This window comes from Streptomyces sp. P13-3-3, assembly GCF_050571355.1.
Lineage (GTDB): Bacteria > Actinomycetota > Actinomycetes > Streptomycetales > Streptomycetaceae > Streptomyces > Streptomyces althioticus.
Map to the genome: position 1 here is coordinate 1,917,978 of NZ_CP192228.1, position 26,819 is coordinate 1,944,796.

The 26,819-nt window shown below is 73.4% G+C and carries 26 protein-coding genes; 15 read left to right on the forward strand and 11 right to left on the reverse strand.

The window, feature by feature from the left end:
- Positions 1–16: 16 nt before the first annotated feature.
- Complete coding sequence (locus ACQZOG_RS08650; protein WP_430741416.1) at positions 17–2,902, reverse strand: ATP-dependent RNA helicase; 2,886 nt, start codon at positions 2,900–2,902, stop codon at positions 17–19.
- 4 nt (positions 2,903–2,906) lie between these two features.
- Positions 2,907–3,788 (reverse strand): class I SAM-dependent methyltransferase, encoded by an 882-nt coding sequence (locus ACQZOG_RS08655; RefSeq protein ID WP_230227573.1) that lies wholly within the window; start codon positions 3,786–3,788, stop codon positions 2,907–2,909.
- 295 nt (positions 3,789–4,083) lie between these two features.
- Here ACQZOG_RS08655 and rpsA point away from each other — a divergent pair, with 295 nt between their 5' ends.
- The 4 genes from rpsA (at position 4,084) to ACQZOG_RS08675 (ending at position 7,809) form a co-directional block, all read left to right on the forward strand.
- A complete protein-coding gene (rpsA, locus tag ACQZOG_RS08660) occupies positions 4,084–5,577 on the forward strand; it encodes a 30S ribosomal protein S1 (RefSeq protein ID WP_033273080.1) in 1,494 nt (497 codons plus the stop codon).
- Positions 5,578–5,782: 205 nt separating this feature from the next.
- Complete coding sequence (locus ACQZOG_RS08665) at positions 5,783–6,721, forward strand: PAC2 family protein (protein WP_033273081.1); 939 nt, start codon at positions 5,783–5,785, stop codon at positions 6,719–6,721.
- A 45-nt stretch (positions 6,722–6,766) separates the two neighbouring features.
- Positions 6,767–7,378: a dephospho-CoA kinase gene (gene coaE, locus ACQZOG_RS08670; RefSeq protein WP_058915920.1), complete on the forward strand. Its 612-nt coding sequence runs from the start codon at positions 6,767–6,769 to the stop codon at positions 7,376–7,378.
- 50 nt (positions 7,379–7,428) lie between these two features.
- Complete coding sequence (locus ACQZOG_RS08675; RefSeq protein WP_033273083.1) at positions 7,429–7,809, forward strand: tetratricopeptide repeat protein; 381 nt, start codon at positions 7,429–7,431, stop codon at positions 7,807–7,809.
- Between the two features lie 18 nt (positions 7,810–7,827).
- On the opposite strand, the gene ACQZOG_RS08680 is transcribed toward ACQZOG_RS08675, so the two are convergent.
- A complete protein-coding gene (locus tag ACQZOG_RS08680) occupies positions 7,828–8,103 on the reverse strand; it encodes a DUF6343 family protein (protein WP_033273084.1) in 276 nt (91 codons plus the stop codon).
- A gap of 129 nt (positions 8,104–8,232) precedes the next feature.
- Here ACQZOG_RS08680 and ACQZOG_RS08685 point away from each other — a divergent pair, with 129 nt between their 5' ends.
- Positions 8,233–8,931, forward strand: a complete 699-nt coding sequence (locus ACQZOG_RS08685; protein ID WP_033273085.1) for a class I SAM-dependent methyltransferase — start codon at positions 8,233–8,235, stop codon at positions 8,929–8,931.
- 173 nt (positions 8,932–9,104) lie between these two features.
- Here the strand turns inward: ACQZOG_RS08685 and ACQZOG_RS08690 are convergent, their stop codons facing one another.
- Positions 9,105–9,776 carry an RNA-binding S4 domain-containing protein gene (locus ACQZOG_RS08690; protein WP_058915918.1) on the reverse strand — a complete coding sequence of 224 codons (672 nt, stop codon included), beginning with the start codon at positions 9,774–9,776 and terminating at the stop codon, positions 9,105–9,107.
- A gap of 53 nt (positions 9,777–9,829) precedes the next feature.
- On the opposite strand from ACQZOG_RS08690, the gene ACQZOG_RS08695 reads away from it, so the two are divergent.
- Together ACQZOG_RS08695 and pip are read left to right on the forward strand one after the other, a co-directional pair.
- Positions 9,830–10,546: a uracil-DNA glycosylase gene (locus ACQZOG_RS08695; protein WP_354794782.1), complete on the forward strand. Its 717-nt coding sequence runs from the start codon at positions 9,830–9,832 to the stop codon at positions 10,544–10,546.
- Between the two features lie 37 nt (positions 10,547–10,583).
- On the forward strand, positions 10,584–11,561 hold the full coding sequence (gene pip / locus ACQZOG_RS08700; RefSeq protein ID WP_430741417.1) for a prolyl aminopeptidase: 978 nt from the start codon (positions 10,584–10,586) through the stop codon (positions 11,559–11,561).
- Positions 11,562–11,572: 11 nt separating this feature from the next.
- Here the strand turns inward: pip and ACQZOG_RS08705 are convergent, their stop codons facing one another.
- Positions 11,573–12,709 carry a glutathione-independent formaldehyde dehydrogenase gene (locus ACQZOG_RS08705; protein WP_193454725.1) on the reverse strand — a complete coding sequence of 379 codons (1,137 nt, stop codon included), beginning with the start codon at positions 12,707–12,709 and terminating at the stop codon, positions 11,573–11,575.
- A gap of 220 nt (positions 12,710–12,929) precedes the next feature.
- Here ACQZOG_RS08705 and ACQZOG_RS08710 point away from each other — a divergent pair, with 220 nt between their 5' ends.
- Positions 12,930–13,121, forward strand: a complete 192-nt coding sequence (locus ACQZOG_RS08710) for a hypothetical protein (RefSeq protein ID WP_031018510.1) — start codon at positions 12,930–12,932, stop codon at positions 13,119–13,121.
- A 43-nt stretch (positions 13,122–13,164) separates the two neighbouring features.
- On the opposite strand, the gene glpK is transcribed toward ACQZOG_RS08710, so the two are convergent.
- Both glpK and ACQZOG_RS08720 read right to left on the reverse strand, forming a co-directional pair.
- Positions 13,165–14,682, reverse strand: coding sequence for a glycerol kinase GlpK (glpK, locus tag ACQZOG_RS08715; RefSeq protein ID WP_033273090.1), 1,518 nt, complete (start codon positions 14,680–14,682; stop codon positions 13,165–13,167).
- A 42-nt stretch (positions 14,683–14,724) separates the two neighbouring features.
- The gene (locus ACQZOG_RS08720; RefSeq protein ID WP_033273091.1) at positions 14,725–15,627 is read right to left on the reverse strand and encodes an MIP/aquaporin family protein; all 903 of its coding nucleotides are present in this window, start codon (positions 15,625–15,627) and stop codon (positions 14,725–14,727) included.
- A gap of 346 nt (positions 15,628–15,973) precedes the next feature.
- Between ACQZOG_RS08720 and ACQZOG_RS08725 the strand changes: the two genes are divergently transcribed.
- Positions 15,974–17,863, forward strand: coding sequence for an FUSC family protein (locus tag ACQZOG_RS08725; RefSeq protein WP_351032422.1), 1,890 nt, complete (start codon positions 15,974–15,976; stop codon positions 17,861–17,863).
- 247 nt (positions 17,864–18,110) lie between these two features.
- Here the strand turns inward: ACQZOG_RS08725 and ACQZOG_RS08730 are convergent, their stop codons facing one another.
- Positions 18,111–19,061, reverse strand: coding sequence for an endonuclease/exonuclease/phosphatase family protein (locus tag ACQZOG_RS08730; RefSeq protein ID WP_058915914.1), 951 nt, complete (start codon positions 19,059–19,061; stop codon positions 18,111–18,113).
- Between the two features lie 134 nt (positions 19,062–19,195).
- Between ACQZOG_RS08730 and ACQZOG_RS08735 the strand changes: the two genes are divergently transcribed.
- The 3 genes from ACQZOG_RS08735 to ACQZOG_RS08745 all read left to right on the forward strand — a co-directional run bounded on the left by ACQZOG_RS08735 (position 19,196) and on the right by ACQZOG_RS08745 (position 21,698).
- Positions 19,196–20,560 (forward strand): amidohydrolase, encoded by a 1,365-nt coding sequence (locus ACQZOG_RS08735; protein WP_430741418.1) that lies wholly within the window; start codon positions 19,196–19,198, stop codon positions 20,558–20,560.
- 106 nt (positions 20,561–20,666) lie between these two features.
- A complete protein-coding gene (locus tag ACQZOG_RS08740) occupies positions 20,667–21,356 on the forward strand; it encodes a DUF899 domain-containing protein (RefSeq protein ID WP_230227564.1) in 690 nt (229 codons plus the stop codon).
- Between the two features lie 156 nt (positions 21,357–21,512).
- On the forward strand, positions 21,513–21,698 hold the full coding sequence (locus ACQZOG_RS08745) for a hypothetical protein (RefSeq protein WP_019525306.1): 186 nt from the start codon (positions 21,513–21,515) through the stop codon (positions 21,696–21,698).
- A 29-nt stretch (positions 21,699–21,727) separates the two neighbouring features.
- Here the strand turns inward: ACQZOG_RS08745 and ACQZOG_RS08750 are convergent, their stop codons facing one another.
- Positions 21,728–22,180 (reverse strand): hypothetical protein, encoded by a 453-nt coding sequence (locus ACQZOG_RS08750; protein WP_033273095.1) that lies wholly within the window; start codon positions 22,178–22,180, stop codon positions 21,728–21,730.
- Positions 22,177–22,842: an ATP-binding protein gene (locus ACQZOG_RS08755; RefSeq protein ID WP_365163942.1), complete on the reverse strand. Its 666-nt coding sequence runs from the start codon at positions 22,840–22,842 to the stop codon at positions 22,177–22,179. Before ACQZOG_RS08755 ends, ACQZOG_RS08750 begins: the two co-directional genes overlap by 4 nt.
- A gap of 223 nt (positions 22,843–23,065) precedes the next feature.
- Between ACQZOG_RS08755 and ACQZOG_RS08760 the strand changes: the two genes are divergently transcribed.
- From ACQZOG_RS08760 to ACQZOG_RS08770, 3 genes are all read left to right on the forward strand, one after another.
- Positions 23,066–23,926: a helix-turn-helix domain-containing protein gene (locus ACQZOG_RS08760; RefSeq protein WP_033273097.1), complete on the forward strand. Its 861-nt coding sequence runs from the start codon at positions 23,066–23,068 to the stop codon at positions 23,924–23,926.
- Positions 23,927–24,211, forward strand: a complete 285-nt coding sequence (locus ACQZOG_RS08765; RefSeq protein ID WP_033273098.1) for a DUF397 domain-containing protein — start codon at positions 23,927–23,929, stop codon at positions 24,209–24,211.
- Positions 24,212–24,303: 92 nt separating this feature from the next.
- Positions 24,304–25,107, forward strand: coding sequence for an SAM-dependent methyltransferase (locus ACQZOG_RS08770; protein ID WP_203551022.1), 804 nt, complete (start codon positions 24,304–24,306; stop codon positions 25,105–25,107).
- Positions 25,108–25,307: 200 nt separating this feature from the next.
- Here ACQZOG_RS08770 and ACQZOG_RS08775 read toward each other — a convergent pair whose 3' ends face one another.
- Positions 25,308–26,798 carry a glutamate synthase subunit beta gene (locus tag ACQZOG_RS08775; protein WP_037639015.1) on the reverse strand — a complete coding sequence of 497 codons (1,491 nt, stop codon included), beginning with the start codon at positions 26,796–26,798 and terminating at the stop codon, positions 25,308–25,310.
- Positions 26,799–26,819: the final 21 nt, after the last annotated feature.

Genomic DNA, 26,819 nt, shown 5'->3' on the forward strand with positions numbered 1-26,819 from the left:
GCCGGCGCCCTGCCCGCTACCCGCGCAGCCGCGCGTTGGTGTGGCGGGTGGGCCGCGCGGCGGCCGGGTCCTCCGGCCAGGGGTGCTTCGGATACCGGCCGCGCAGCTCCGCCCGCACCTGCCGGTAGCCCTCGCGCCAGAAGGAGGCGAGGTCGGCGGTGACCGCGGCGGGCCGCCCGGCCGGGGACAGCAGGTGCACCAGCAGCGGCACCCCGGCCACCGTGGGCGACTCCTGAAGCCCGAACATCTCCTGCAGCTTCACGGCGAGCACCGGCCGCTCCGGGTCGGACCAGTCGATCCGTACGTGCGACCCGCTGGGCACCGTGATCCGCTCGGGCGCCAGCTCGTCGAGGCGCGCCGCCTCGCCCGACGCCCACGGCAGCAGCCGCGCGAGCGCCTGCCCGGCGTCGATCCGCGCCAGGTCGGCCCGGCGCCGCGCGCGGCTCAGCTCGGGCTCCAGCCACTCGTCCACGCGCGCGTGGAGCGCCTCGTCGGACACGTCCGGCCACGGCTCGCCCAGCCGCGCGTGCAGGAAGGCCAGCCGCTGCCGCAGCACCTGTGCACCGGCCGGCCACCGCAGCAGCCCGAACCCCTCCCGGCGCAGCCCGTCCAGCAGTGCGGCGCGCACCGGCGCGGGGCCGGCGTCCGTGAGCGGCCGCTCGGTCAGCTCGACCGCCCCGAGCCGCTCGACCCGGCGCGCCACGACGTCCCCGTCCGCCCAGTGCACCTCCTCACGCCGGTCGAGGAGCGTGCCCGCGGCCCACCGCGCCACGTCCTCGTCCACGGCGGCTCCCAGCAGCACGCGCGCGTGCCCACGCCCCACGGGCCGGTCGGCGACGGCGACGGCCACCCACTCGGCCCCCCGCAACGCGGACCCGGCCCCGACCTCGGCCCGCGTCCCGCCCACCATCAGATACGACCCCCCGTCGACCCGGGCCACCCGCTCCGGAAAGGCGAGCGCCACGACGAGCCCGACGCCCCGCTCCTCACCTCCGGGGTCTCCGCCATGATCGGCTGCCCCGACGTCGGAAACTCCGCCCGGGCGCGGCCCCGCCCCGGACACGCTCCTGCGCCCTCCGCGAGCCCCCGGCGCCGCGCCACCGTCCGACGGTGCGGTGGCCCGCGGCGCGGAGGTCCCACCCGCCTGCCGCTCACCGGCCGAGCCATCCCCGCCGGTTTGGCCGGCGGGGATGGGTCCTCCGGACCTGCCCTGCCGGTTCCCGCCGCCGTCCGACCGAGCCGACGTACCCGGGCCGGTTCCGGCCGTACCACCCACAGCCTCGGGGGGGAAGGAACCGTCCCCGTGCCCAGGGGCCGCCGGCGCCTCACCGGCGCCCGTCCGCACCGGGCCGTCCGGACTCGGAACCGCCTCACCGCCCTGCCCCCCGGCTCCCTCCGCCTGGGACAAGGCGCCCCGCAGCCTCCGTACCTCCGTGCGCCAGCGCGGCGCGTACCCGTCGCCGCCCCGGCGGGCCCTGCGCAGCGCGGCCGGCAGGTCGTCGCCGTAGTCGCGGGGTGGTTCCTCGGAGAGGAGGGCGACCACCTCGGAGGCGAGAGCGGCGCCCACGCGCGGGGCCGCGTCCAGGAGGGCGCGGCCCAGGCGCGGGTGGAGGCCGAGGCGGGTCAGGCGGGTGCCCCGCTCCGTGGGGCGGCCGTCCGGCCGTACCGCGTCGATCGCCGTGAGGACGTCCCTGGCCGCCGCCATCGCACCGGCCGGCGGAGGGTCCAGCAGGGCCAGTCCGGAGGCGTCCGGATCGCCCCAGCAGGCCGCCTGGAGCGCGAACGCCGTCAGGTCGGCCACCTTGATCTCGGGGAAGGGGTACGACGGGAGCCGCGCGTCCTCCGCCTCCGCCCAGCAGCGGTACACCGCACCCGGCGCCTCACGCCCGGCGCGCCCCGCCCGCTGGCGTCCCGCGGCGCGTGAGGCCCGTACCGTCGCGAGCGCGCTCAGACCGCGCGCGTGGTCGACGCGCGGCTCGCGGGCGAGGCCCGAGTCCACCACCACGCGTACTCCCGGCACCGTCAGCGAGGACTCCGCGACCGAGGTCGCCAGCACCACCCGCCGCCGCTCGCCGGGCGACAGCACCGCGTCCTGCACGGCGGCCGGCGCACGCCCGTGCACCTGGAGGACGTCCACGCCCGGCAGGCCGCCCAGCATCCCGGCCACCCGGGAGATCTCCCCGACCCCCGGCAGGAACACCAGCACGTCGCCGTCCCGCTCGGCCAGGGCCCGCCGTACCACCGCCGCGACGTGCGTGAGCAGCGCCGGGTCCACCCACATGCCGTGCGGCGGCCGCACCGCGCGCGGGGGCGGCGCCCACACCACGTCGACCGGGTGCGCGGCGCCCCGCGCCTCGACGACGGGCGCACCGCCCAGCAGCCGCGCCCAGCCCTCCGCGTCCGTCGTCGCCGACGCGGCCACCAGCCGCAGGTCCGGCCGCAGCGTCTCGCGCACGTCCCACAGGAACGCCGCCGCCGTGTCCGCGTCCAGATGCCGCTCGTGGCACTCGTCCAGCACCACGACGTCCACCCCGGCCAGCTCCTGGTCGCGCTGGAGCCGCTGCAGCAGCACACCGGTCGTGACGACCTCCACGCGCGTGTCCCGCCCCACGGCGCGCTCCCCGCGCACGGTGAAGCCGACCGAGGCGCCCACCCGCTCGCCCAGCAGCCACGCCATCCGGCGCGCCGCCGCGCGCGCGGCGATCCGCCGGGGTTCGGCGACCAGCACCCGCCGCGCGGGACCCGCGCCCCACAGGCCGGCGAGGTCGAGCGGCACCAGGGTCGTCTTGCCGGTGCCGGGCGGCGCCACCAGCACCGACGTGCCGTGCTCGTCCAGGGCGCCGGCGAGCGAGGGCAGCGCCTCGCGCACCGGAAGGGACTCCAGCGCCTCGTGACGGATCACGCGGTCAGTCCCGTTCGCACACGAAGACGGCCGTGCCGGGGATCAGGCCGCCGCGCAGCGGGGACCAGCCGCCCCACTCGGTGGTGTTCCAGGCCGGCCACTCCGGCTCCACCAGGTCCACCAGCCGGAACCCGGAGGAGACCACGTCACGGACCCGGTCCCCGAGCGTCCTGTGGTGCTCGACGTACACCGCGCGACCGGCGTCGTCCTGTTCCACGTACGGCGTGCGGTCGAAGTACGACCCGGAGACGCTCAGCCCCTCCGGGCCCGGCTCGTCCGGGAACGCCCAGCGGATCGGGTGCGTCACGGAGAACACCAGCCGCCCGCCCGGACGCAGCACCCGGTGCACCTCGCGCAGCACCAGCCGCGGATCGGCGACGAAGGGCAGCGCCCCGTAGGCGGAGCAGGCCAGGTCGAAGGAGCCGTCGGCGAAAGGGAGCGCGCCCGCGTCCGCGCACACGAGGGGGAACGCCCCGCCGATGCGCAGCGCGTGCTGGAGCTGGCGGTGCGAGATGTCCAGCGCCACCGGCCGCGCGCCCTGCGCGGCCAGCCAGCGCGAGCACTGCGCCGCGCCCGCGCCCAGCTCGAGGACGTCGCGCCCCTTCAGCTCCTCCGGCGGGCCGAGCAGCTCCGCCTCCACCTCGTCCAGGCCCTCCGGGCCCCACACGAATCGGTCGTCACCGAGAAAGGTCCCGTGCTCGTTCTGGTACTCGTCGGCGTTGCGGTCCCACCAGCCCCGGTTGGCCCGGGAGCTCTCCGTGACGCCGGCCTCCCGCCGGGTGGCCTCCGGTTCGGGGACTTCGGGCTCTTGGATGATCGGCTCCCTCGTCGTACTCTTCCGTCCAGCCGGGTCCCCGGTGTGTCGCCGCGGGGGGGTCTTCTTCACCCCTGCATGGCCTCGGGAGACGGCAGTTGTGCCGGTTATGCGGCGATCCGCCCCGGGTGGGCGGCTTCGCGCATTGACCCTGCCCGGCCGCCCCCGTATGCTACAAGTTGCGCTGCGAGCCTGCGCACCTCAGACGTAGCAGGCTGCGCTCGCATCTGTTGTATGTCCCCTCGGTTGTCGAGGCGCCACCGGATTTTTGTGGCGCTTCCTTGGCTGTCCGGCTTCTGCAGAGCGAAACGGGCTCCGGCGTAGCAGTACCTACGACTTCAATGTCCGTACCGGAGCCCTTTCCCACATGACGAGCAGCACCGAGACCACCGCCACCACCCCGCAGGTAGCGGTCAACGACATCGGTAACGAGGAAGCCTTCCTCGCCGCGATCGACGAGACGATCAAGTACTTCAACGACGGCGACATCGTCGACGGCGTCATCGTGAAGGTCGACCGGGACGAGGTCCTGCTCGACATCGGTTACAAGACCGAAGGCGTTATCCCGAGCCGCGAGCTCTCGATCAAGCACGACGTCGACCCCAACGAGGTCGTCGCCGTCGGTGACGAGATCGAGGCCCTGGTCCTCCAGAAGGAGGACAAGGAAGGCCGCCTGATCCTCTCGAAGAAGCGCGCCCAGTACGAGCGTGCCTGGGGCACCATCGAGAAGATCAAGGAAGAGGACGGGATCGTCACCGGTACCGTCATCGAGGTCGTCAAGGGTGGTCTCATCCTCGACATCGGCCTCCGCGGCTTCCTCCCGGCCTCCCTGGTCGAGATGCGCCGTGTCCGCGACCTCCAGCCCTACGTGGGCAAGGAGCTCGAGGCCAAGATCATCGAGCTGGACAAGAACCGCAACAACGTGGTCCTGTCCCGCCGTGCCTGGCTGGAGCAGACCCAGTCCGAGGTCCGCCAGACGTTCCTCACCACCCTCCAGAAGGGTCAGGTCCGTTCCGGCGTCGTCTCCTCGATCGTCAACTTCGGTGCCTTCGTGGACCTGGGTGGCGTCGACGGTCTGGTCCACGTCTCCGAGCTCTCCTGGAAGCACATCGACCACCCGTCCGAGGTTGTCGAGGTCGGCCAGGAAGTCACCGTCGAGGTCCTCGACGTCGACATGGACCGCGAGCGTGTCTCCCTGTCGCTGAAGGCGACGCAGGAAGACCCGTGGCAGCAGTTCGCCCGCACCCACCAGATCGGCCAGGTCGTGCCCGGCAAGGTCACGAAGCTGGTTCCGTTCGGTGCGTTCGTCCGCGTGGACGAGGGCATCGAGGGTCTGGTCCACATCTCCGAGCTGGCCGAGCGCCACGTGGAGATCCCGGAGCAGGTCGTCCAGGTCAACGACGAGATCTTCGTCAAGGTCATCGACATCGACCTCGAGCGCCGCCGCATCAGCCTCTCGCTGAAGCAGGCCAACGAGGCCTTCGGTGCCGACCCGACGGCGGTCGAGTTCGACCCGACCCTGTACGGCATGGCCGCGTCCTACGACGACCAGGGCAACTACATCTACCCCGAGGGCTTCGACCCCGAGACCAACGACTGGCTCGAGGGCTACGAGAAGCAGCGCGAGGAGTGGGAGCGCCAGTACGCCGAGGCGCAGACCCGCTTCGAGCAGCACCAGGCGCAGGTCATCAAGTCCCGCGAGGCGGACGAGAAGGCCGCTGCCGAGGGTGGCGAGCCCGCCGCTCCGGCCGCGTCCGGCGGCGGTTCGTACTCCTCCGAGGGTGGCGACCAGTCCGGCGCCCTGGCTTCGGACGAGGCGCTGGCCGCGCTTCGCGAGAAGCTGGCGGGTGGCCAGAGCTGAACGCTCTCCACTGAGGGTTAGTGGTTGATCTGAGGGGCCGCACCTGTGAGGTGCGGCCCCTCAGGCGTTCCCCGGTGGGTTCCTTGCCGGCCGCGGGGCGGTGGGGGCCTGTCGCGCGGTTCCCCGCGCCCCATCGGCGCCTGAGGGGAATGCCTGTGCTTCGTGCCACGTTGTGGTGGGTGAAACACGAGGAGGAGCGGTCACTGTGCTTGATCCGCAGGATTTGTACGCCTGGGAGCCGAAGGGTCTGAGCGTCGTCGACATGGCGCTGGCCCAGGAGTCGGCCGGACTTGTCATGCTCTACCACTTCGACGGATACATCGACGCGGGCGAGACCGGCGACCAGATCGTCGACCGGCTGCTCGACTCGCTGCCCCACCAGGTCGTCGCCCGGTTCGACCACGACCGGCTCGTCGACTACCGGGCCCGCCGGCCCCTGCTCACCTTCACCCGCGACCGGTGGACCGACTACGAGGTGCCGGACATCGCCGTGCGGCTCGTGCAGGACGCCACCGGAGCGCCCTTCCTGCTGCTCTCGGGACCCGAGCCGGACGTCGAGTGGGAGCGCTTCGCCGCCGCCGTGCGGCAGATCGTGGAGCGCCTCCAGGTGCGCCTGTCGGTCAACTTCCACGGCATCCCCATGGGCGTCCCGCACACCCGCCCGGTCGGCATTACCCCGCACGGCAACCGCACCGACCTCGTCCCCGTCAGCACCAGCGTCTTCGACGAGGCGCAGGTCCCGGGCAGCGCCGAGGCCCTGGTCGAGTACCGGCTGATGCAGGCCGGGCACGACGTCCTGGGCGTCGCGACGCACGTGCCGCACTACATCGCCCGCTCACCGTACCCGGATGCGGCGCTGACCGCGCTGGAGGCCATCACGGCCGCCACCGGGCTCGTCCTGCCGGGCGTCGCGCACTCCCTGCGCACCGACGCCCAGCGCACCCAGACCGAGATCGACCGGCAGATCCGCGAGGGCGACGACGAGCTCACCGCCCTCGTCCAGGGCCTGGAGCACCAGTACGACGCGGCCGCGGGGGCCGCGACCCGGGGCAACATGCTCGCCGAGCCCGTGGAGATCCCGTCGGCCGACGAGATCGGCCGCGAGTTCGAGAAGTTCCTGGCCGAGCGGGAGGGCGACAACTGACGCCCGCCGGACCGCCGGTCACCGAGGGCCCTTAGGCTGCTGCGCATGCTGACAGTGGGCCTGACCGGCGGTATCGGAGCCGGCAAGAGCGAGGTGTCGCGGCTGCTCGTGGAGCGCGGCGCCGTACTGATCGACGCCGACCGCATCGCACGCGAGGTCGTGGAACCGGGCACGCCCGGGCTCGCCGCCGTCGTGGAGGCCTTCGGCGAGGAGATCCTCGCCGAGGACGGCAGCCTGGACCGGCCCCGCCTCGGCGCCCTCGTCTTCAGCGACCCGGAGAAGCTGGCCACGCTCAACTCGATCGTGCACCCCCTGGTGGGCGCCCGGTCGCGCGAGCTGGAGGAGGCCGCGCCCGAGGACGCCGTCGTCGTCCACGACGTCCCGCTCCTCACCGAGAACGGCCTCGCCCCCCTCTACGACGTCGTGGTCGTCGTCGACGCGAGCCCCGGGACGCAGCTCGACCGGCTGGTGCGGCTGCGCGGCATGAGCGAGGAGGACGCACGGGCCCGCATGGCCGCCCAGGCCACCCGCGAGCAGCGCCGCGCCGTCGCCGACGTCGTCATCGACAACGACGTGCCCCTCGACGCGCTGGAACGCCGCGTCGAGGAGGTGTGGGCCGACCTGGTCCGCCGCGCGCGGAAGCCCCGGCCGGAATAGGGGGCCCGGGGCGAGGCGTTGATCCTTCCGAGAGAGGGAAGGATTCCGCCGTGCCCCAGACCAGTGGTCCGTCCGGACGTACGCCGGAGACGCACGTCATCGACTTCCGCGCCGCCGAGCACCTGCTCGCCTCCCGCGACCCGCGGGGCGCGGTCAAGCTGCTGGACGGTGTCATCGACGTCCACCCCGAGAACACGGCCGCGCGGCTGCTGCGGGCGCGCGCCTTCTTCGCGGCGGCCCAGCTGCGCCCCGCCGAGCTGGAGTTCTCGCTCGTCCTGGAGCGGGAGCCGGACAACGCCTTCGCCCACTTCGCCCTCGCCCGCACCTACGAGCGGCAGGGCAGGACCCACCCCGCCAAGCGGCACTTCCGCCTCGCGGCCGCGCTGGACCCGAACCCGGAGTACCTGAAGGCCGCGCGCTTCGACGGCTGAACCCGCGGGCGCGGGCCGTCAGGGCCTGTCCGTCGGCGGCCCGTGCGGCGGCTCGTACGGCGGGACGTCACGGCCGGGCTGGTAGTGCGGGCCCTGGCGGATGTGCCGGACCACGAACGCCAGGTCCGCCGCGACGACCAGGAACAGCATCCCGCAGGCCAGCGCCCAGCCCGGATGGCCGGCGAGCGCGAACGCCGCCGTTCCGGCCACCGTCCAGACCACACCCCACACGCTCAGCCAGAACCGCACGCGCAGAGAACTCCGCGCGGTCGTCGGTTCACTGCCGGTACGCATCGCGATCCTCACCCTGCGGCGGCCTTGCTCCCTGGCCTTCCGAGTGCCCCGTCCCCACCCGCTGTCACTCGTTCGGGTGGCATGGGCGGGGAGGGGAACGGACGTGCGGGCGCGGCCCGTTCGACGGGCATGGAGAAGAAGACGCGGGCGGGGTACGAGGGGACGGGACCCGGGGCGATCACCCCGGACGGATGCGCGGTGGAGCTGTACGCGCGGCTGCCCGTGGGGGACGAGCCGGACGTGATCGAAGCCGCGGTGCCCGCGGGGGCGAGCATCCTGGAGCTGGGCTGCGGGGTGGGGCGGATGACCCACGCGCTGATGGAGCGCGGCTTCGAGGTGACGGCGGTCGACGAGTCCGCCGAGATGCTGGAGCGGGTGCGCGGGGCGCGGACGATATGCGGCCCGATCGAGCGGCTCGACCTCGGCGAGACGTTCGACGTGGTGCTGCTGGCCTCGTTCCTGGTGCACGCGGGGGACGCCGAGGTGCGCCGGGGCATGCTGCGCACCTGCGTGCGGCACCTCGCGGAGGGCGGGTGCGTCCTGATCCAGCGGGAGGGCGCCGACTCCCACACGAACGTGCCGCGCGAGCGGGTCGACCCGGCGGGCTTCACGGTCCGGATCGCGTCCGTGGAGCCGGTCGGTGACGGCGTCGACTCGGTCCGCGCGGAGTACGTCTTCCCGGACGCGACCTGGACCCAGACGTTCCGGTCGCGCCCCCTGACGCCGGAGCAGTTCGAGACGGCACTCGCGGAGGAGGGGCTGAGGGTGGACCGGTACCTGACGGAGGACGGGATCTGGGTGAGGGCGGTGCCGGCGGACCGGGCCTGACGGGACGCGGGCGGCGGCGTCCCCACGCTCGGGACACGGTGCCCGGACTCCGTGGCCCGGGTGTGTCTGGCGGTAGTGCCCTCGGTCGGGCCGCGCCCAGGCGAAAGGGGCGCCGGCGTTTCCCGCCCGCCGGGAAGGCGCGCCCTCCCGGTGGGCGGGCTCCGAGCCCGTGCCTACGGCCGGGGCGCGCCCCCGGCGCCCTTGCCGCGGCCCCGGCGTCCGCCTGCCCCACGCCCGTTCGCGGCACCCCGTCCGCCCGGTGCGGCACCCGGGTCGCCCGGTGCGCCCGGGACGGGCGGGCCCGCGGGGCCGGCCAGCGGACCCGGGCCGCCGAGGCCGCCCAGACCTCGCAGCCGTTCCAGCTCGCGGCGGTCCCGCTTGGTCGGGCGGCCCGCGCCGCGGTCGCGGATGCCGGCCGGGGCGACGGCCTCGCGCGGCGGAGGCGGCGGCGAGTTGTCGACGTAGCACTGGACGGCGACCGGTGCCCCCACCCGCTTGCGGATCAGCCGCTTCACGACGACGACCCGCTCCCGCGTCTCCACCCGCACCCGAACCTCGTCGCCGACCCGCACGGAGTGCGACGGCTTCACCCGCTCGCCGTTCACGCGGACGTGCCCGCCCCGGCAGGCCGTGGCCCCCATGGAGCGCGTCTTGACCAGCCGCACCGACCAGATCCAGCTGTCGATCCGCACGGTCTCGCCGTTCTGCGGGCCCGCCGCCTCGGCGGCGGCCACCGCCGAGGCGACCTTCGGGTCCACCGTCTCGGGCGTGGCCTCCGCGGGCGCGGCCACCGCGTCCTCGTCCACGCCGGCCGTCCTGTCGTTCCGCGCACCCTCCGCAACCATGGTCCCGACCTTAGCCCGCCCGGCCCGCCGACCGGACGCCCTACCGTGGAGCCATGGATTCCGAAGGCCTTGCCCGGCTCGACCGGCGCATCTCCGGCTGCCGTGCCTGTCCGCGTCTGGTCGCCTGGCGCGAGGAGGTCGCCCGCACCAAGCGGGCCGCGTTCGCGGACCGGACGTACTGGGGCAGGCCGGTGCCCGGGTTCGGGCCGCCCGACGCGCGGCTGGTGATCATCGGTCTCGCGCCCGCCGCGCACGGCGGCAACCGCACCGGCAGGATGTTCACCGGCGACCGCTCGGGCGACGTGCTGTACCAGGCGCTGTACGACGTGGGCCTGGCCTCCCAGCCGACCTCCGAGGACGCCGACGACGGTCTGGAGCTGTACGGGGTCCGCGTCACCGCGCCCGTGCACTGCGCCCCGCCCGCCAACAAGCCCACCCCGGCCGAGCGGGACGCCTGCCGGCCCTGGCTGGTGCAGGAGCTGCGGCTGCTGCGGCCCACGGTCCGGGCGGCCGTCGTCCTCGGCGCCTTCGGCTGGCAGGCGGCGCTGCCCGCCTTCGCCGAGGCCGGCTGGACCGTGCCCCGCCCCCGGCCCGTCTTCGGACACGGCGCCCACGTCGAGCTGGACGCCGCCGACGGCCCGCCGCTCGGCCTCCACGGCTGCTTCCACGTCAGCCAGCGCAACACCTTCACCGGCAAACTCACCCCCGAGATGCTCAGGGACGTCCTGCGCACGGCGGCCACCCAGGCCGGACTGCGCCCGGCGAATTAGGGGTGAGCGGGCCGCCCGGCGGCGCTACGGTGCCCGGATGGGCAGGTATCCGGAGATCGAACCGTACGACCAGGGCATGCTCGACGTGGGGGACGGCAACCGCCTCCACTGGGAGACCAGCGGGAACCCGCACGGCAAACCGGCGGTGGTGCTGCACGGCGGACCCGGCTCCCGCGCCGGCGCCGGGCTGCGGCGCTACTTCGACCCCGCCGCCTACCGCGTCGTCCTGTTCGACCAGCGCGGCGCGGGACGGTCACGGCCGTCGGCCGCCGACCCCGCCACCGACATGGGCGTCAACACGGCGCCGCACCTCATGGCCGACCTGGAACGGCTCCGGGCGCACCTGGGCATCGAGCGCTGGCTGGTGTGGGGAGTGTCCTTCGGCTCGGCCCTGGGCCTGCGGTACGCGCAGACCCACCCCGGCGTGGTGTCCGAGCTGGTGCTGACGGGCGTGGCCACCGGCTCGCCCGCGGAGGTCGACCTGCTGACCCGGGGCCTCGGCCGCATCTTCCCGCAGGCGCACGAGCGGTTCCTCGCCGAGCTGCCCGAGGGCGAGCGGGACGGCAACCTGGCCGCCGCGTACAACCGCCTGCTGGAATCACCCGACCCCGAGGTCAGGGCACGGGCCGCGCAGGCATGGACGGACTGGGAGACGGCGATCATCCCCGCCCCGCCCGGTTCCGTCGAGAGGTTCCGGGACCCGGAGTTCCGGTACGGCTTCGCCCGCACCGTCACCCACTACTGGGGCAACGACCACTTCTTCGGCGACTTCCCCGGCGACGGGGGAGAGGAAGGCGTCGTGCTGCGCGACGCCCATCTCCTGAAGGACATCCCCGGCACCCTGGTCCAGGGCAGCCTCGACTTCGGCAACCTGCTCGGCATCGTGTGGCGGCTGCACCACGCCTGGCCGGGCAGCGAGCTCGTGGTCGTCGACGACGCCGGGCACGACGCGGGCGCCGTCGGGGACGACGCGCTGGTGGCGGCGACGGACCGGTACGCCCGCCGCCGCCCCTGACGGCAGCGTCCCTACGGGTGCAGCACCACCTTGGTGTAGCCCTCGACCCGCTTGTCGAACTTGTCATACGCCGACGGCGCCTGGTCCAGCGGCAGTTCGTGCGAGACCACGAAGCTGGGCTCGGCCCGGCCCTCGATGATCATGTCGCGGAGCTGCCGGTTGTAGCGCTTGACGTTGCACTGGCCGGTGCCGAGCTTGAGGCCCTTCTCGAAGAGCTTGCCGACCGCGACCAGCAGCATGCCCTGCTTGGACTGCTCGTCCGGGGCGCCCGGGTCGGACGGCACGTACAGCCCGGGGATGCCGAGCATGCCGGTGGCCCGGACCGTGCGGACCAGCGAGTTCAGCACGGTCGCCGGCTCCTCGCGGTCGGTGCCGCCGCCCGCCGAGGCCTGGTAGCCGACGGCGTCGATGCCCTTGTCGGTCCCCATGCCCTCGGTCTGGTCGTGGATCTGCTCGACCGGGTCGCCCTCCCCGAAGTTGACGGGGATCGCCCCGATCTCCTCGGCCTTCTGCAGCCGCTCCGCGACGCGGTCGACCACGAACACCTTCCGCGCGCCGCGCAGCAGCGCCGAGTAGGCGGCCATCAGGCCGACCGGTCCGGCGCCGTACACGGTGACGCTGTCGCCCGGGCGCACCTGGGCGAGTTCGCAGCCGTGGTACCCGGTGGGGAAGATGTCCGCGAGGAGCACGAAGTCCTTCTCGTGCTCGGTGCCCGCCGGCAGCTTCAGACAGTTGAAGTCGGCGTAGGGGACGCGCAGGTACTCCGCCTGTCCGCCCTTCCAGGGGCCCATGGCCACATAGCCGTAGGCGCCGCCCGGGAAGCCGGGGTTGACGGTGAGACAGTACCCGGTGAAGCCCTCGACGCAGTTGGTGCAGAAGCCGCAGGCGACGTTGAAGGGCATGACCACACGGTCGCCCTCCTTGAGCGAGGTGACGCCCGGGCCGACCTCGGCGACGATGCCCATGTTCTCGTGGCCGAAGGTGATACCCGGCTCGGCGGCCGTGCGGCCCTCGTACATGTGCAGGTCGGAGCCGCAGATCGCGGTCGAGGTGATCCGTACGATCACGTCGTTCGGATGCTGGATCGTCGGGTTCTCGACGTCCTCGACGGCGACCTCGAACGGTCCCTTGTACACGACGGCCTTCATGGTGCGATCTCCGTTCGGTTGGTGTTCCGCGTGGTGCGCAGCGACGCCCCTCCCGATGGCACGCGTGACCGATATCTCATGATTCTCCGGTCTTGTGGCCGGAGCAAGCCGGTAGCATCCGACGAATGTCGTGCGACGTCCGCCCCGTTCCCGGGGTCGTCGCACCCGGCGCTCAGGACGCCACCCGACGCGACACCCGACGAGAGGGGAAGGGCGGAACATGGCAGCTCAAAGGCTGGGAACACTGCTGGTGGCCGTGCCCGGGCTGTCCGGCACCACATACCCCCCGGGCACGACCGTGACGGTCCGCGGCCGCGGCGCGACCGTGGACGCGTTCGTCAACGGTGACTGGCTCCCGCTGTCCTGGTGGGAGTTCTCCGACGGCCTGCGCGAGGACATCGCCGACCGCTGAACCGTCGCGCGGGGCGACCGCCGGAAAGCCGGCCGCCCCGGGATCAGTCGACCTTCACCCAGTCCAGGGTGCGCTCGACGGCCCGCTTCCAGTCCTCGTAGCCCTGGCGGCGCCGGTCCTCCTCCCACGACGGCTCCCAGCGCTTGGACTCCTGCCAGTGCGAGCGGAGCTCGTTCTCGTCGCTCCAGAAGCCCGTCGCGAGGCCCGCGGCGTACGCGGCGCCCAGCGCGGTGGTCTCCGCGACGACGGGCCGGCTGACCGGCACCCCGAGCACGTCCGCCTGGATCTGCATGCACAGGTCGTTGGCGGTGACGCCGCCGTCCACCTTCAGCACGTCCAGGTGCACCCCGGAGTCCTGCTCCATCGCCTCGACCACGTCGCGGCTCTGGTAGCAGATCGCCTCCAGCGTGGCCCGCGCGATGTGGCCGCCGGTGTTGTACCGGGACAGGCCGACGATGGCCCCGCGGGCGTCGGAACGCCAGTAGGGGGCGAACAGGCCGGAGAAGGCCGGCACGAAGTACATGCCGCCGTTGTCCTCCACCGACCGCGCCAGCTGCTCGCTGTCCGGGGCGCTTCCGATGATCTTCAGCTGGTCGCGCAGCCACTGCACGGCCGCGCCGGTCACGGCGATGGAGCCCTCCAGCGCGTACACCGCCGGCTTCCCGGCGAACTGGTAGGCCACCGTCGTCAGCAGGCCGTTCTGCGAGCGGACCAGCTCGGTGCCGGTGTTCAGCACCAGGAAGTTGCCGGTGCCGTACGTGTTCTTGGCCTCGCCCGGGGAGAAGCAGACCTGCCCGACGGTGGCCGCGTGCTGGTCGCCGAGGACGCCGGTGATCGGCACGGCGGCGCCCAGCGGCCGGGACGTACGGGCCTGGCCGAACGCCTCCGGGTCCGAGGAGGGATGGATGGCCGGGAGCATCGAGCGCGGGATGCCGAAGATGCCGAGCAGCTCGTCGTCCCAGTCGAGGGTCTCCAGGTTCATCAGCATGGTCCGGCTGGCGTTGGTCACGTCCGTGGCGTGGATGCCGCCGTTCGGGCCTCCGGTGAGGTTCCACAGCACCCAGGCGTCCGTGTTGCCGAACAGGGCGTTGCCCGCCTCGGCCGCCTCGCGCAGCCCGTCCACGTTGTCCAGCAGCCACTTGATCTTGCCGCCGGAGAAGTAGGTGGCCGGCGGCAGGCCCGCCTTGTGGCGGATCGTGTCGCCGTGGCCCTCGCGTTCGAGGGCGGCGGCGATGCTGTCGGTGCGCGTGTCCTGCCAGACGATCGCGTTGTAGTACGGACGGCCGGTGCGCGGATCCCACACGACGGTCGTCTCACGCTGATTGGTGATGCCGATGGCCCGCAGGTCGGAGGCCGACAGGCCGCCGTCACGGAGGGCGTTCTGGATCACCGTGTTGGTGCGCTCCCAGATCTCCACCGGGTCGTGCTCGACCCAGCCGGAACGGGGCAGGATCTGCTGGTGCTCCAGCTGGTGCTTCGCCACCTCGTTACCGGCATGATCGAAGATCATGAAGCGGGTGCTGGTGGTCCCCTGGTCCACCGCGCCGACGAATTCGGGCATCGCTCAAACCTTTCCTGACTGACGACGACGGTCCCGGGGGCCTCACACCTCTTCGGTGGCCGGGCCTTCCTCCTGGGCCTCCATCGCCCGCGTCCTGGCGGTGACCACCGGCTTGATGATCAGGTCGTACACCAGCACGCCGACGACGGCGCCGATCAGCGGGCCGACGATCGGGATCCACCAGTAGCCGCTGAACCACCCGAACGTGCCAGGCAACGCGATGTCTCCCCAGCCCTCGAAGTAGGTGAACAGCCGGGGGCCGAAATCGCGCGCGGGGTTGATGGCGTATCCGGCGTTCGTGCCGAACGTCATACCGATGGCCACGACCACCAGGCCGATGAGGAACGGGTGGAGATTCGCGAGGGGGGCGACATTCTTCATGTCGATGAGCGCGCAGATCAGGAGCAGCAGAATTCCGGTGCCCACGATCTGGTCGAGCAGCGGTCCCCACCATGAATCCCCGAAGTATTCCGCGGGGAAGGTCGCGAAGATGGAATAGGTGCCCAGTGATTCGTCACGGGCCAGACCCGCCTTCGCGTCGGCGGCATCGATCGCCCAGTGGTAGCAGGCGTAGACGAGCGCGGCGGCGACGAAGGCACCGAGAAGCTGCGCCAGCCAGTAGGCCGGCAACTTCTTCAGGGGGAAATCCCTGCGCACGGTGAAGGCCAGGGTCACCGCCGGGTTGAGGTGGGCGCCGCTGATGCCGCCCGCGACGTAGACGCCGAAGATGACGCCGAAGCCCCAGCCCCAGCAGATGATGAGCCAGTTCGCCGGGCCGAAGTCCACGAACTGGCGCCCGGAACCGGGCAGACCCACGAGTGCGACGGCGACGGATCCGATACCCAGCAGAATGAGGACGAACGTCCCCAGGAATTCGGCGAGCATCTCGCCGCCTATGCCTTCGCGATAGCCGCGTCGGCGCGGAGCTGTAACGCGATCAGCCATCAGCTCTCCTCGAACGGAAATGGCGCGGACTGTGCCTCCCCATGTCGGCAGCGTAGGTCCACCGCCCATCCCGGGCGCGCGGAGAGAGGTCTTTCCCACCAACGGCCCAATTCGATGGGCGAAGGGGAAGGAAGCGGCTAATACTGCGGGGCTTTTCAGCGGGTCGAGAGCGAGGTCACCGCGCGGTCCGCGGCGCGACAGCCGGGCACGTCCGTCCGGCTGTCACACCGGCGAAACACGCCCGTTCCCTCCCGTCGGTGAAGGCCGCCTACCGTGGGGGGCATGAGTTCCGCCCGGTCAGCGTTGCCCGAAGGAGCAGCCGCAGCGACCGGACGACAGGAGCCCTGTGACCCGCACCGCCCCCGCCGTACCCCCGTGGCTCGCCCATGCCCTCCGGTCCCAGCGGGGGCCGGTCTCCCGGAGTGCGGTGCTGCGCGGGGCGCTGGGCGGCGGGCCGCTGCTGCTCGCCGCCGTCCTCGCCGGACGGCCCACTCTCGGGGTGGTCGCCGCGATCGGCGCCATGTTCGCGGGGATCAACGACCGGCCCGGCAGCCGGCGCGCCGCTGTGGCCCGGATCGGGACGCCCGCCCTCGCGGGCGCGGCCGGGCTGCTGACGGGCACCCTCGCCGGGGACCACGCACCGGCCGTGCCGCTCACCCTGCTGCTGGCCGCGCTGGGTCTGGCCGCCGGAGGGATCAGCGCACTGGGCCCGGTCGGCTCCTCCGCCGGGACGCAGTTGCTGGTGGGCGCCGCCGTCGGGGCGGGCATGCCGCTGCCCGAGCCGGGGTGGCTGCGGGCGGTCGCCTTCGTCGCGGGCGCCGCCTGGCTGCTCCTGCTGCGGCTCGCGCTGCCCACCTCCCACACCCTCGCCGGGGACCGCCGCTTCGAGCTGCGCTTCGACGGGGAGCGCGCCGCCGTCGCCGGGGTGTACCAGGCCATCGCCGGGCTGCTCGACGCCGCCGGGTCGGACGGCGCCACCGCGCGGCGGGCCGCGCTCACCGCCGCCCTCGACCAGGCGCAGGACGCGCTCGCCGGACCCCGGCTGCGCCGCCGCCCCTCCTCCGCGGCCGAACGCCGGTTGCACGCCCAGTACGCCGCCGCCCTCCCGCTCGCCGAGGCCGCGACCGCGCTGGCCTGGGCAGGCGATCCGGTGCCGGACGGTACGTCCGAGGCGCCCCGCCGCCTCGCCGCCGCCGTGCGCAACGGCGCCCCCACCGGCCCGCTGCCCGCCCCCACCCGCTCCGCGCCCGGTCTGCGCGCCCTGGACGACGCCCTGCTGTACGCGGCCGAGGCGTTCGACCGGGCCGACAGCCGGCGGCTGCACGGACGCAGGCGCACCCGGACCGCCGTCCTGCGGACCGTCCTCGGCGCCCGCGGCCGTGAGTACGGGATGCGCGTCGCCCTCTGCTTCGGCGTGAGCGCGGCCGTCGCCCAGGCCCTCCACCACGCACGCTGGTACGGCCAGCACGAGCACTGGTACTGGCTGCCCGCCACCGCCGTCTTCCTCGTCAAGCCCGACCTCGGTCCGCTGGCCTCCCGTGTGCTGTCCCGCGCCGCCGGAACCGTGCTGGGCGCGCTGCTGTTCGCCGGGTTCGCCGCGGTGCTGCCCCGGCCGGAAGGGCTCGTCGTCCTCGTCACCGCCTGCGGGGCGCTGATCCCGCTCGCCACCCGGCACTTCGCCGCGCAGACCGCCGTCGTCACGGTGCTCGTCCTGGCCCTGGTGATGGCCGGCGGCGAGCCCCAGGCGTCCCTCGCCCGGATCGGCGAGACCCTGCTGGCCTGCGCCATCGTGCTGGTCGTCGGGCACCTGCCCACTCTCGGCCGGCGTGGCGACGCCATTCGCGCCCGGCTCGCCGAGGCGAGCGGCGCGGCACGCGAGTACCTCGCCCACGTGCTGTCGGAGTCCGCGGACCGCGAGGCCCGCTGGGCGCTGCGCCGCGAGGCCTACCGCACCCTCGCCGAGGCCCGCGCCGCCATCGCCCTGGCCTCCGCCGAACTCCCGCCGCTGGCCCGGCACGCGGACGGCGCGGACGAGATCGCCACGACCCTCGAACGGCTCGTCGACACCACCACCGCCTGCGCAGTCCACCTGGACGACACCGGCACCCTCGACCCCACCCACCTCCGCCGCCTCACCCACCTCGCCACAGACCTGCACCTCCCCGTCCCGACGGCAACCGAGCGCCCCATAGGGGCGCGGGGAACGGCGCGCTCAACCCTCACGAGCGGGCACTGAATCCCCGTCCGCTGCCGGAACGCGCCCCATAGGGGCGCGGGGAACGGCGCGCCCAGCCCCCACGAGCGGGCACTGAATCCCCGGCCGTCGCCGGAACGCGCCCCTTAGGGGCGCGGGGAACTGCGCGCCCAGCCCCCACGAACCAGCACCCGCCGCCCCGCCCCGCTGCCCGCAGGACACACGCCCCCGGCCCGCGCAGGGCCACCCCCCGCCCCGCCCACCCCACCAAAAGAAGAACGCCCCGCGTTCACCCCACCCGCACCCACACCGGCGCATGATCCGACCCCGCCACCCCCCGCCGCTCCCCAGGATCCGCCCCCACGGACGGCAGACGGGGCGGCCCGTCCGACGGCAGCCCCGTCCCCGCCGCCGACACCCTCCGCACCAGCCGATGGCTGAGCAGCACATGGTCGATCAGCTCCCGGCGCCCCGAGTTCACCCGCGAATAGCGTTCCGACGCCGGGATCAGCGGAGCCACGTCCCACAGCCGGACCGCGTCCCCCCGGTCCGGCCGCTCGTACCCCGGCGTGCCGATCTCCGATCCTGGCGGCCCCAGCAGCAGCTGCGTGGTCGCCGCCTGCACCTCGTCGTTGAGGTCACCGAGCACCGCCACGTCCCGTTCCCGCCCGTCACCCTCCAGCAGCCGGTCCGCCAGCGCGCGCAGCGCCGCCGCCTCGGCCGCCCGCCGGTACAGCGCGTAGGCGCCGTACCGGGCCCGTTCGCCCTCGTCGCGCGGCTGGAAGCGGCCGCCCGGGTACGACAGCAGCTTCGACTTCAGATGACACACCGCCACCCGCATCGGCCCCCGCCCGCCCGCGACCTCCACCGCGAGGAAGCCGCGCCCGGCCTGAGAGACGGTCAGCCCGGTGTCGTCCGCCTGCACCGGCAGCATCCGCGGCGGGAACGCCGACGTGTCGGCGACCACCGTCAGCTCCGTACGGCTGAGGAACCCCACCCGTGTCCCCCGGCTGTCGGCGTGCGAGGACAGCGCGACGTGCCAGTCGTCGCCGAGCATCCCCGCCAGATCCTCCAGCGCGCCGGGGTCGCCCACCTCCTGCACGCCGAGCAGCCCCGGATCCAGTTCCGTGATCACCGCGGCGAGCGCGGCCAGCTTCGACGCGTAGGCGGCCTCGTCGTCGGGCCCGTAGGGGCCGCCGGGCCGGTACAGGTTCTCCAGGTTCCAGGTGCCGAGGAGCAAGGCGGGCCCCTTTCAGCCGTGGGCGGGCTCGTGGTGAGGCCAGGGTGCGCGCCCGGCCCGCCGTGCGACAGAGCCGCGACGGGATGTCGCGGTTCGGCTCCCCCGGCGTCGGAGTCCCGTCGTACGTTGACGTGATGACGCCTTCTGCCGTGGAGAGTCCCGCCGGCCTCATCATCACCGGATGCACCGTCCTCACGCACGACGATCAAGAGGAGGCCGTCTTCCTGGAGGACGCCGCCGTCGTCGTCCGTGACGGGGTGATCGAGGAGGTGACCGACGCCGAGGCCGTCGCCGGACGCGCGGCCGACGAGTGGATCGACGCCCGCGGGCAGGTCGCGATGCCCGGCCTGATCAACTGTCACACCCACGCCCCGATGGTCGCCCTGCGCGGACTCGCCGAGGACCTGTCGACCGAGGCCTGGTTCAACGACGTCGTCTGGCCGGTGGAGTCCAACCTCACCGAGCGGGACGTCACCCTCGGCGCGCTGCTCGCCTGCGCGGAGATGATCCGGGCCGGCGTCACCTGCTTCGCCGACCACTACTTCGCCATGGACGCGGTCGCCGAGGTGGTCGCCGCGTGCGGCATGCGCGCCCTGCTGGGGGAGGCGTACTTCTCCTCCCAGGGCCCTCAGGGACGGGAGAAGTCCCTGGAGTTCGCGCTGCGCCACCGGGGCACGGCCGGCGGGCGCATCACCACCGCGCTCGCCCCGCACGCCCCCTACACGGTGAACGACGCCGACCTGGCCGCCACCGCCGAGCTGGCCCACGAACACGGCCTGCCCGTCCATCTGCACGCCGCCGAGAACCGCGACCAGACCGAGGCGTCCCTGGCCCGGCACGGCGTCACCCCCGTCGAGGTGCTGCACCGCACCGGCGTGCTGGACACCGACGTGCTCATCGCCCACGGCACCGGCATCGTCGAGAGCGACCTGCCGCTCCTCGCGCAGGCGCGGGGACGTACGGCGGTGGCGACCGCGCCCCGCGGCTACCTGAAGTTCGCCTGGCCCACCACCACGCCCGTGCGGGCGCTGGGGGACATCGGCGTGCCGGTCGGGCTCGCCACGGACGGCGCCGCGTCCAACAACTCCCTCGACGTGTGGGAGTCCATGGCGCTCACGTCGCTGACCCAGAAGTCCACCGAGGGCGACCCGCGCCGGCTGACCTCGCGTCAGGCCCTGCACCACGCCACCCTGCAGAGCGCCCGCGCGGTCGGCCTGGAGGGCGGCGTCGGCCGCATCGCGCCCGGTCACCGCGCCGACCTCGTCCTGGTCGACCTCACGGGACCGCACACCCAGCCCGTGCACGACCTCGCCGCGACCCTCGTGCACAGCGCCCGCGCCGCCGACGTCCGCACGACCGTCGTGGACGGCCGGGTCCTCATGCGCGACCGGCGCCTGCTCACCATCGACGTCCCCGAGGTCGTGCGCGAACTGGACGAGCGCCTGCCCGCCCTCGTGGACCGCGACCACGGCCGGCGCATCCAGGAGTACGACACCTGAGCGGCGGCCCGTGTCGGAGCGGCGGAAGAAACTTCGCACGCGGCCGATGAGTTCCGCGCGGTACCCCGGTCACCCCTCGCAACGGGACCGTCGCACAGGAGGAACCATGTCGCTTCCGGAGATCGTCGCGCGCGCCGAGTGGCGCGCGGCGCGCGAGGAACTGCTCGAGAAGGAGAAGGCCGTCACCCGCGCGCTCGACGCCCTCCGTGCCGAACGGCGCCGGCTGCCCATGGTCCCCGTCGACCGTGAGTACGTCTTCGAGGGCGGCGACGGCAAGGCCACCCTGCTCGACCTCTTCCAGGGGCGGCAGCAGCTCGTCGTGCACCACTTCGTGTTCGACCCGGAGTGGGAGACCGGGTGCCGCTGCTGCTCCGCCTTCCTCGACCAGATCGGGCACCTGGCCCACCTGCACGCGCGGCGCACCACCTTCGCCGCCGTCTCCCGCGCGCCGTTCACCCGCATCCTGCCGTTCAAGGCCCGGATGGGCTGGACGGTGCCCTGGTACTCCTCGCACCCCGGCGACTTCGACGCGGACCTCGGGATGCTCCGGGAGGAGGACGGCGGGACGGCGCAGCGCCCCGGCGTGAGCTGTTTCCTGCGCGACGGCGACCGCGTCTTCCACACCTACTCGGCGTTCGGCCGCGGCATGGAGGGCCTGGGCTCCACCACCAGCCTGCTGGACCTCACCGCGCTGGGCAGACAGGAGCCGTGGGAGGAACCCCAGGGGCGCGCGCACGCCGTAGGGGCGCCCGTGGCGCGGGAGCCGCTCCGCTACCACGACGAGTACGACGACTGACACGGACGGTGACGGATTACTCCGGAAAGCTGAGAGCGCGCTCACACTTGGCAGTGAACAGGTGTCAACTACGTCTCAGTACCGTCACCGGACGAGGCGTTCGCCCCATGGTTGGCGTTTAACTCTACGAGTACAGCGCTACATGGAGGTGGCAGGGTGAACGGGCGAACCGTGCTCGAACGCTTTCCCGCAGGTGGACCGCGCGGCTCCTGGCCCGCGGAGGAGTTCGCGCACGCGCGGCGCCTGGAGGGACTGCCCGCCGAGGTCGTCATGGACCTCGCCACCGACATGTTCCTGGTGATCGTCCGCGGCGAGGGCGCCGGCGGTGAGGCGGTGGCGTGACCCCGGCCGGGCGGCGCCGCCCGGGGGCGTCAGGCGGTGACGGGGCGTGACCAGACGGGGGTCGTCCCGGTGAGCCGGCACAGGGCCAGGTAGAGCGGTATGGGCGGCGTGTAGGGGAGCGTGCCGTCGGGACGGTGGATCAGCCCCGGAAGGCCGGCCGCGTCCGTGTCGGCGGGGGTGTCGGGGAGGACCGCGCCGGCGGCGTAGTGCGCGGGGGCGGGCCACTCCAGCGCGTAGTCCGAGTCGGACGGGACCAGCCACCACCAGTGCGCGTCGTCGGCGTACACGCACCCCACGCGGGGCAGCCGGGGCAGGACCAGCGGGCCGAAGCGGGCCGGCACGGCCACCGCGTCGCAGCCCATCGGGGCGGTCATGCCGTCGGGCACGGGGAGCCGTCGGGGCGCGTCCGGCGTCAGCCGCCCGCGCTGGAACCGGACCAGCGAGTCCAGGCTCAGCACGCGTGAGCCACCGGGGCCCGTCACGCCCGGCCTCCGTCCCGGTCGGCGGGTGTGCCCAGGCGCTGCTCGGCGGGGTGGGCGGCGTCGCCGTCGCCGGTCTCGTCCTCGCCGTCCCCCGAGCCGCCGGCCGGACCGGGCTTGGGGCGGGCGCCCCAGCCGAGGTCGTTGAGCGGTTCGGCGGGGTCGCCGGGGGAGCCGGTGGTGCGGGGGAGGTCCGCCCAGACCAGCAGGCCGGGACCGTGTTCGCGGGCGCCCCACGCGTGGCAGAGGGCGTCGACGAGGAGCAGCCCTCTCCCGTGCTCCTCCTCCGGCTGCTGCCGGGTGTTCGCCCGCGGCCGGTCCGGCGCGCAGCCCTCGTCCCGCACGGCGATGCGCAGCAGGTCGTCACCGTCGTGCAGCTCGCAGACGACATGGCTGCTCGCGGTGTGCACGATGGCGTTGGTGACCAGTTCGGAGACGACCAGGGCGGCCGTGTCGCAGGTGTCCTCGCAGACCGACCAGCCGGTCAGCCGGGCCCGTGTCAGCCGTCTCGCCTGCGCGGGGGAGCCAGGGTGAGCGGCCAGTTCGAAGCGGAACCGGCGCTCGGCGGAGGCCCCGGAGGGGGCGGTGGCCGGGCCGGCGCCGAGGCCCACGGGAGCCGCGGCGGCGTCTGTTCCTAAGGGCGCGGACGGAATCACGCTTGCCACTATCGCCCCGCCGTGAACACTTGGCAAGTGTCACTCTGAAAAATGCAGAGTGCTGTGTGACGGTCTGGACGGGCGTGGCACACTGCTCGCAACAGCACCTCGCGCGGCGCCAGTTGGGATCGCCGGACACCGATTCGAATATCTGTTCGGATCAGTTGTTCTCCGTGCCAGATCACCGGACGGCGCCGCCGGGCTGTCAGGATTTGTTCGAGGGAGGTGGAGCGTGAGCGAACCCCGGTCCGCGCCGACGGTCGGGCAGGTCGTCCTCGGGCGCCGCCTGCTGGATCTGCGCGAACGCGCGGGTCTCAAGCGGGAGGAGGCCGCCCGCGTCCTGCGTGTCGCCCCCGCCACCGTGCGCCGCATGGAGATGGCCGAGGTGGCGCTCAAGATCCCCTACCTCCAGCTGCTGCTGAAGGCCTACGGCGTCTCCGACGAGGAGGCCGAGGCCTTCGTCCAGCTCGCGGAGGACGCCAACCAGCCCGGCTGGTGGCAGCGCTTCCACGACATCCTGCCCGGCTGGTTCTCCATGTACGTCAGCCTGGAGGGCGCGGCCTCCCTCATCCGCAGCTACGAACCCCACTTCGTCCCCGGACTGCTCCAGACCGAGGACTACGCGCGCGGTGTGCTGCGCTCCGGCGCCATAGGACAGACCCGCCCCGAGGACATAGAGCGCCACGTCGACCTGCGCATGCGGCGGCAGGACCTGCTCACCCGCGAGGACGCGCCCCGGCTGTGGGTCGTCATGGACGAGACCGCGCTGCGCCGCCGGGTCGGCGGCCCGGAGGTGATGCGCGCGCAGATCGACAAACTGCTCGAGGCGTCGGCGCTGCCCAACGTGACGCTGCAGATCGCCACCTTCGACAGCGGGCCCCACCCCGGCACGTACGGGCCGTTCGTGCTGTTCCGATTTGCCATGCCCGAACTGCCGGACATGGTCTACAGCGAGTACCTGACCGGCGCCGTCTACCTGGACGCGCGCACCGAGGTGGCGACCCACCTCGAGGTCATGGACCGCATGGCGGCGCAGGCCGCCACGGCACATCGCACGAAGGAGATCCTCCGGGATCTCCGCAAGGAGCTGTGAATGGAACTCATCAAGCCCCCGAAGACCCAGCCGGGTGCGCGGGCGCACGCCAGGAGGATCTACAACGGCATGCCCGCCCGTGAGCTGGGCAGCGAGGGCTGGCACAAGCCCTGGAGCGGCGGCAACGGCGGCAACTGCCTGGAGGCGATGAAGCTGGACGACGGCCGGATCGCCGTCCGCCAGTCCACCGACCCGGACGGTCCGGCGCTCATCTACACCTCCGCCGAGATGACGGCCTTCATCGAAGGGGCCAAGGCCGGAGAGGCGGATTTCCTGCTGTCCTGACCTCCGATTGCCGCACTACCTTTGCTTTTCCCTTGGCACCGACTTGGCACTGAATTGATCACTAACGCTTGCAGACAGTTATGGAGTCCGTCATGACCGGGCAGAACCCCGTGGAGATCGACACCACCAGACCGCATCCGGCGCGGATGTACGACTGGTACCTCGGAGGCAAGGACAACTACCCGGTCGACGAGGCCATGGGCCGGCAGATGCTCGCCCTGGAGCCGAGGGTGCCGGTCATGGCGCGCGTCAACCGCGCGTTCATGCAGCGCGCCACGCGCTGGCTGGCCGGACAGGGCGTGCGCCAGTTCCTCGACGTCGGCACCGGCATCCCCACCGAGCCGAACCTGCACCAGATAGCCCAGCGGATCGCGCCGGACGCCCGTGTCGTCTACTGCGACAACGATCCCATCGTGCTGGCCCACGCGGCGGCCCTGCTGCGCGGCACGGACGAGGGCGTCACCGACTACCTCCAGGCCGACGTCCGGGACCCGGACACCATCCTGGAGGGCGCGCGCAAGGTCCTCGACTTCGACGAGCCGATCGCGCTGTCGCTCATCGCGCTGCTGCACTTCGTGCCCGACGAGGACGGCGCGCACGAACTGGTGACGCGCCTGGTGGACGCCCTGCCCTCGGGCAGCCACCTGGTGATCAGCCACGCCACGGCCGACTTCACCCCCGAGGAGTCGGAGGAGGCCTCGGCGAAGCTCAAGGGCGCGGGCGTCACGCTGGCGCTGCGCAGCCGCGAGGAGTTCACCCGCTTCTTCGACGGCCTCGACCTCGTGGAGCCGGGCGTCCAGGTGCCGCACCTGTGGCACCCCGAACTGGGCGACCCGGTCCCCGGCCAGGACGACGGGGTCATCCCCGGCTACGGCGCGGTGGCGCGCAAGCCGTAGGTCCGGTCCGACGTCGACGCCCCCGGGCGCCCGGCTTCGGCGGGGAGCCCGGGGGCGTCGGCGTGCGGGGTCCGGGCGGGCGGGCGCCGGCCGGGTGAGTCGGATTCCGGCCACGGTACGGGCCGGCCACGGACGGCCGTGCGGTCCAGGCGGCGTGCGGGCGGCCCGGGGGTGCGCGCGACGGAGTGCGCGGAGGCGGGTCAGACGGTCATGGGCCGGTCGTACGGGCCGATCGGCGCGGGCAGACGGCTCGTGCCGCCCGTCAGGAAGCGGTCGACGGACGCCGCCACCGCCCGCCCCTCCGCGATGGCCCACACGATCAGCGACTGCCCCCGGCCGGCGTCGCCCGCCGCGAAGACGCCCGGCACGTTCGTGGCGAAGTCCGGCCCGCGCGCGATCGTGCCGCGCGGCTCCAGCCCGAGACCGAGCTGCCCGATGATCCCGTCGCCCTGGTCCGGCCCGGAGAAGCCGAGCGCGAGCAGCACCAGGTCGGCGGGCAGCGTCCGCTCCGTCCCCGGCACCGGCCTGCGCTCCGCGTCCACCTCGACCAGGCGCAGCCCGCGCACCCGCCCTTCCTCGTCCCCCTCGAAACGCAGCGTCGACGCGGCGAACAACCGCGCGTCGGCACGTGCCGCAGGCGCCGTCCGCAGCGCGCCCGCCTCCTCGTGCGCCGCCGACAGCCGGTACAGCTTCGGATACGTCGGCCAGGGCTCGTTCTCCTCGTCGCGCTCGCTGCCCGGCTTCCGGTAGATGTCCAGCTGGGTGACCGACGCGGCCCGCTCCCGCACCGCCGTCCCCAGGCAGTCCGCGCCCGTGTCACCGCCCCCGACGATGACCACGTGCCGCCCCTCCGCCGACAGGGGCGACCTCTCCAGGTCGCCCTCGCACACCCGGTTGGCCAGCGGCAGGTACTCCATCGCCTGGTGGATGCCCGCGAGGTCACGCCCCGGCACCGGCAGCTCCCGCCACGCCGTCGCCCCCGTGGCGATCACCACCGCGTCGTAGCGGCTCCGCAGCTCCGCCGCGTCCACGTCCCGCCCGACCGTGGTCGACGTGCGGAACCTCGTCCCCTCGGCCCGCATCTGCTCCACGCGCCGCTCCAGATGGTGCTTCTCCATCTTGAAAGCGGGGATCCCGTACCGCATGAGTCCGCCGATCCGGTCGTCCCGCTCGTACACGGCGACCGTGTGCCCGGCCCGCGTCAGCTGCTGGGCGGCGGCCAGTCCCGTGGGGCCCGAACCGATGACCGCGACCGTCCGCCCGGACAGCCGGTCGGGCGGGGCCGGTACGGCGAACCCCTCCTCCCACGCCTTGTCGGCGACGGCGCACTCGACGTTCTTGATGGTCACCGCCGGCTGGTTGATGGCGAGCACACAGCCGGCCTCGCAGGGCGCCGGGCACAGCCTCCCCGTGAACTCGGGGAAGTTGTTCGTGGCGTGCAGCCGCTCCGCAGCCGCCCGCCAGTCCTCCCGGGAGACCAGGTCGTTCCACTCCGGGATGAGATTGCCCAGCGGACAGGCCTCGTGACAGAACGGCACACCGCAGTCCATGCACCGGTCGGCCTGCTCGCTGATGATCGGCAGCAGTCCCCCGGGGACGTACACCTCGTCCCAGTCGCGGGCCCGTTCCTCCACCGGCCGGCGCGGCCATTCCTGGCGGGGCGTGGTGAGGAAACCCTTGGGATCTGCCATGGCCGTCTTCCTTGCGTGCGC

Bases quoted from the DNA above. Each gene is read 5' to 3' on its own strand.
- ACQZOG_RS08765 (WP_033273098.1), top strand. From the start codon at position 23,927: ATGGAACTCATCAAGCCCCCGAAGACCCAGCCGGGTGCGCGGGCGCAC.
- ACQZOG_RS08705 (WP_193454725.1), bottom strand. From the start codon at position 12,709: ATGAAGGCCGTCGTGTACAAGGGACCGTTCGAGGTCGCCGTCGAGGAC.
- ACQZOG_RS08720 (WP_033273091.1), bottom strand. From the start codon at position 15,627: ATGGCTGATCGCGTTACAGCTCCGCGCCGACGCGGCTATCGCGAAGGC.
- ACQZOG_RS08685 (WP_033273085.1), top strand. From the start codon at position 8,233: ATGGAGAAGAAGACGCGGGCGGGGTACGAGGGGACGGGACCCGGGGCG.
- ACQZOG_RS08695 (WP_354794782.1), top strand. From the start codon at position 9,830: ATGGATTCCGAAGGCCTTGCCCGGCTCGACCGGCGCATCTCCGGCTGC.
- ACQZOG_RS08775 (WP_037639015.1), bottom strand. From the start codon at position 26,798: ATGGCAGATCCCAAGGGTTTCCTCACCACGCCCCGCCAGGAATGGCCG.
- ACQZOG_RS08770 (WP_203551022.1), top strand. From the start codon at position 24,304: ATGACCGGGCAGAACCCCGTGGAGATCGACACCACCAGACCGCATCCG.
- ACQZOG_RS08690 (WP_058915918.1), bottom strand. From the start codon at position 9,776: ATGGTTGCGGAGGGTGCGCGGAACGACAGGACGGCCGGCGTGGACGAG.
- ACQZOG_RS08740 (WP_230227564.1), top strand. From the start codon at position 20,667: ATGTCGCTTCCGGAGATCGTCGCGCGCGCCGAGTGGCGCGCGGCGCGC.
- coaE (WP_058915920.1), top strand. From the start codon at position 6,767: ATGCTGACAGTGGGCCTGACCGGCGGTATCGGAGCCGGCAAGAGCGAG.
- ACQZOG_RS08735 (WP_430741418.1), top strand. From the start codon at position 19,196: ATGACGCCTTCTGCCGTGGAGAGTCCCGCCGGCCTCATCATCACCGGA.
- pip (WP_430741417.1), top strand. From the start codon at position 10,584: ATGGGCAGGTATCCGGAGATCGAACCGTACGACCAGGGCATGCTCGAC.
- rpsA (WP_033273080.1), top strand. From the start codon at position 4,084: ATGACGAGCAGCACCGAGACCACCGCCACCACCCCGCAGGTAGCGGTC.
- ACQZOG_RS08680 (WP_033273084.1), bottom strand. From the start codon at position 8,103: ATGCGTACCGGCAGTGAACCGACGACCGCGCGGAGTTCTCTGCGCGTG.
- glpK (WP_033273090.1), bottom strand. From the start codon at position 14,682: ATGCCCGAATTCGTCGGCGCGGTGGACCAGGGGACCACCAGCACCCGC.
- ACQZOG_RS08710 (WP_031018510.1), top strand. From the start codon at position 12,930: ATGGCAGCTCAAAGGCTGGGAACACTGCTGGTGGCCGTGCCCGGGCTG.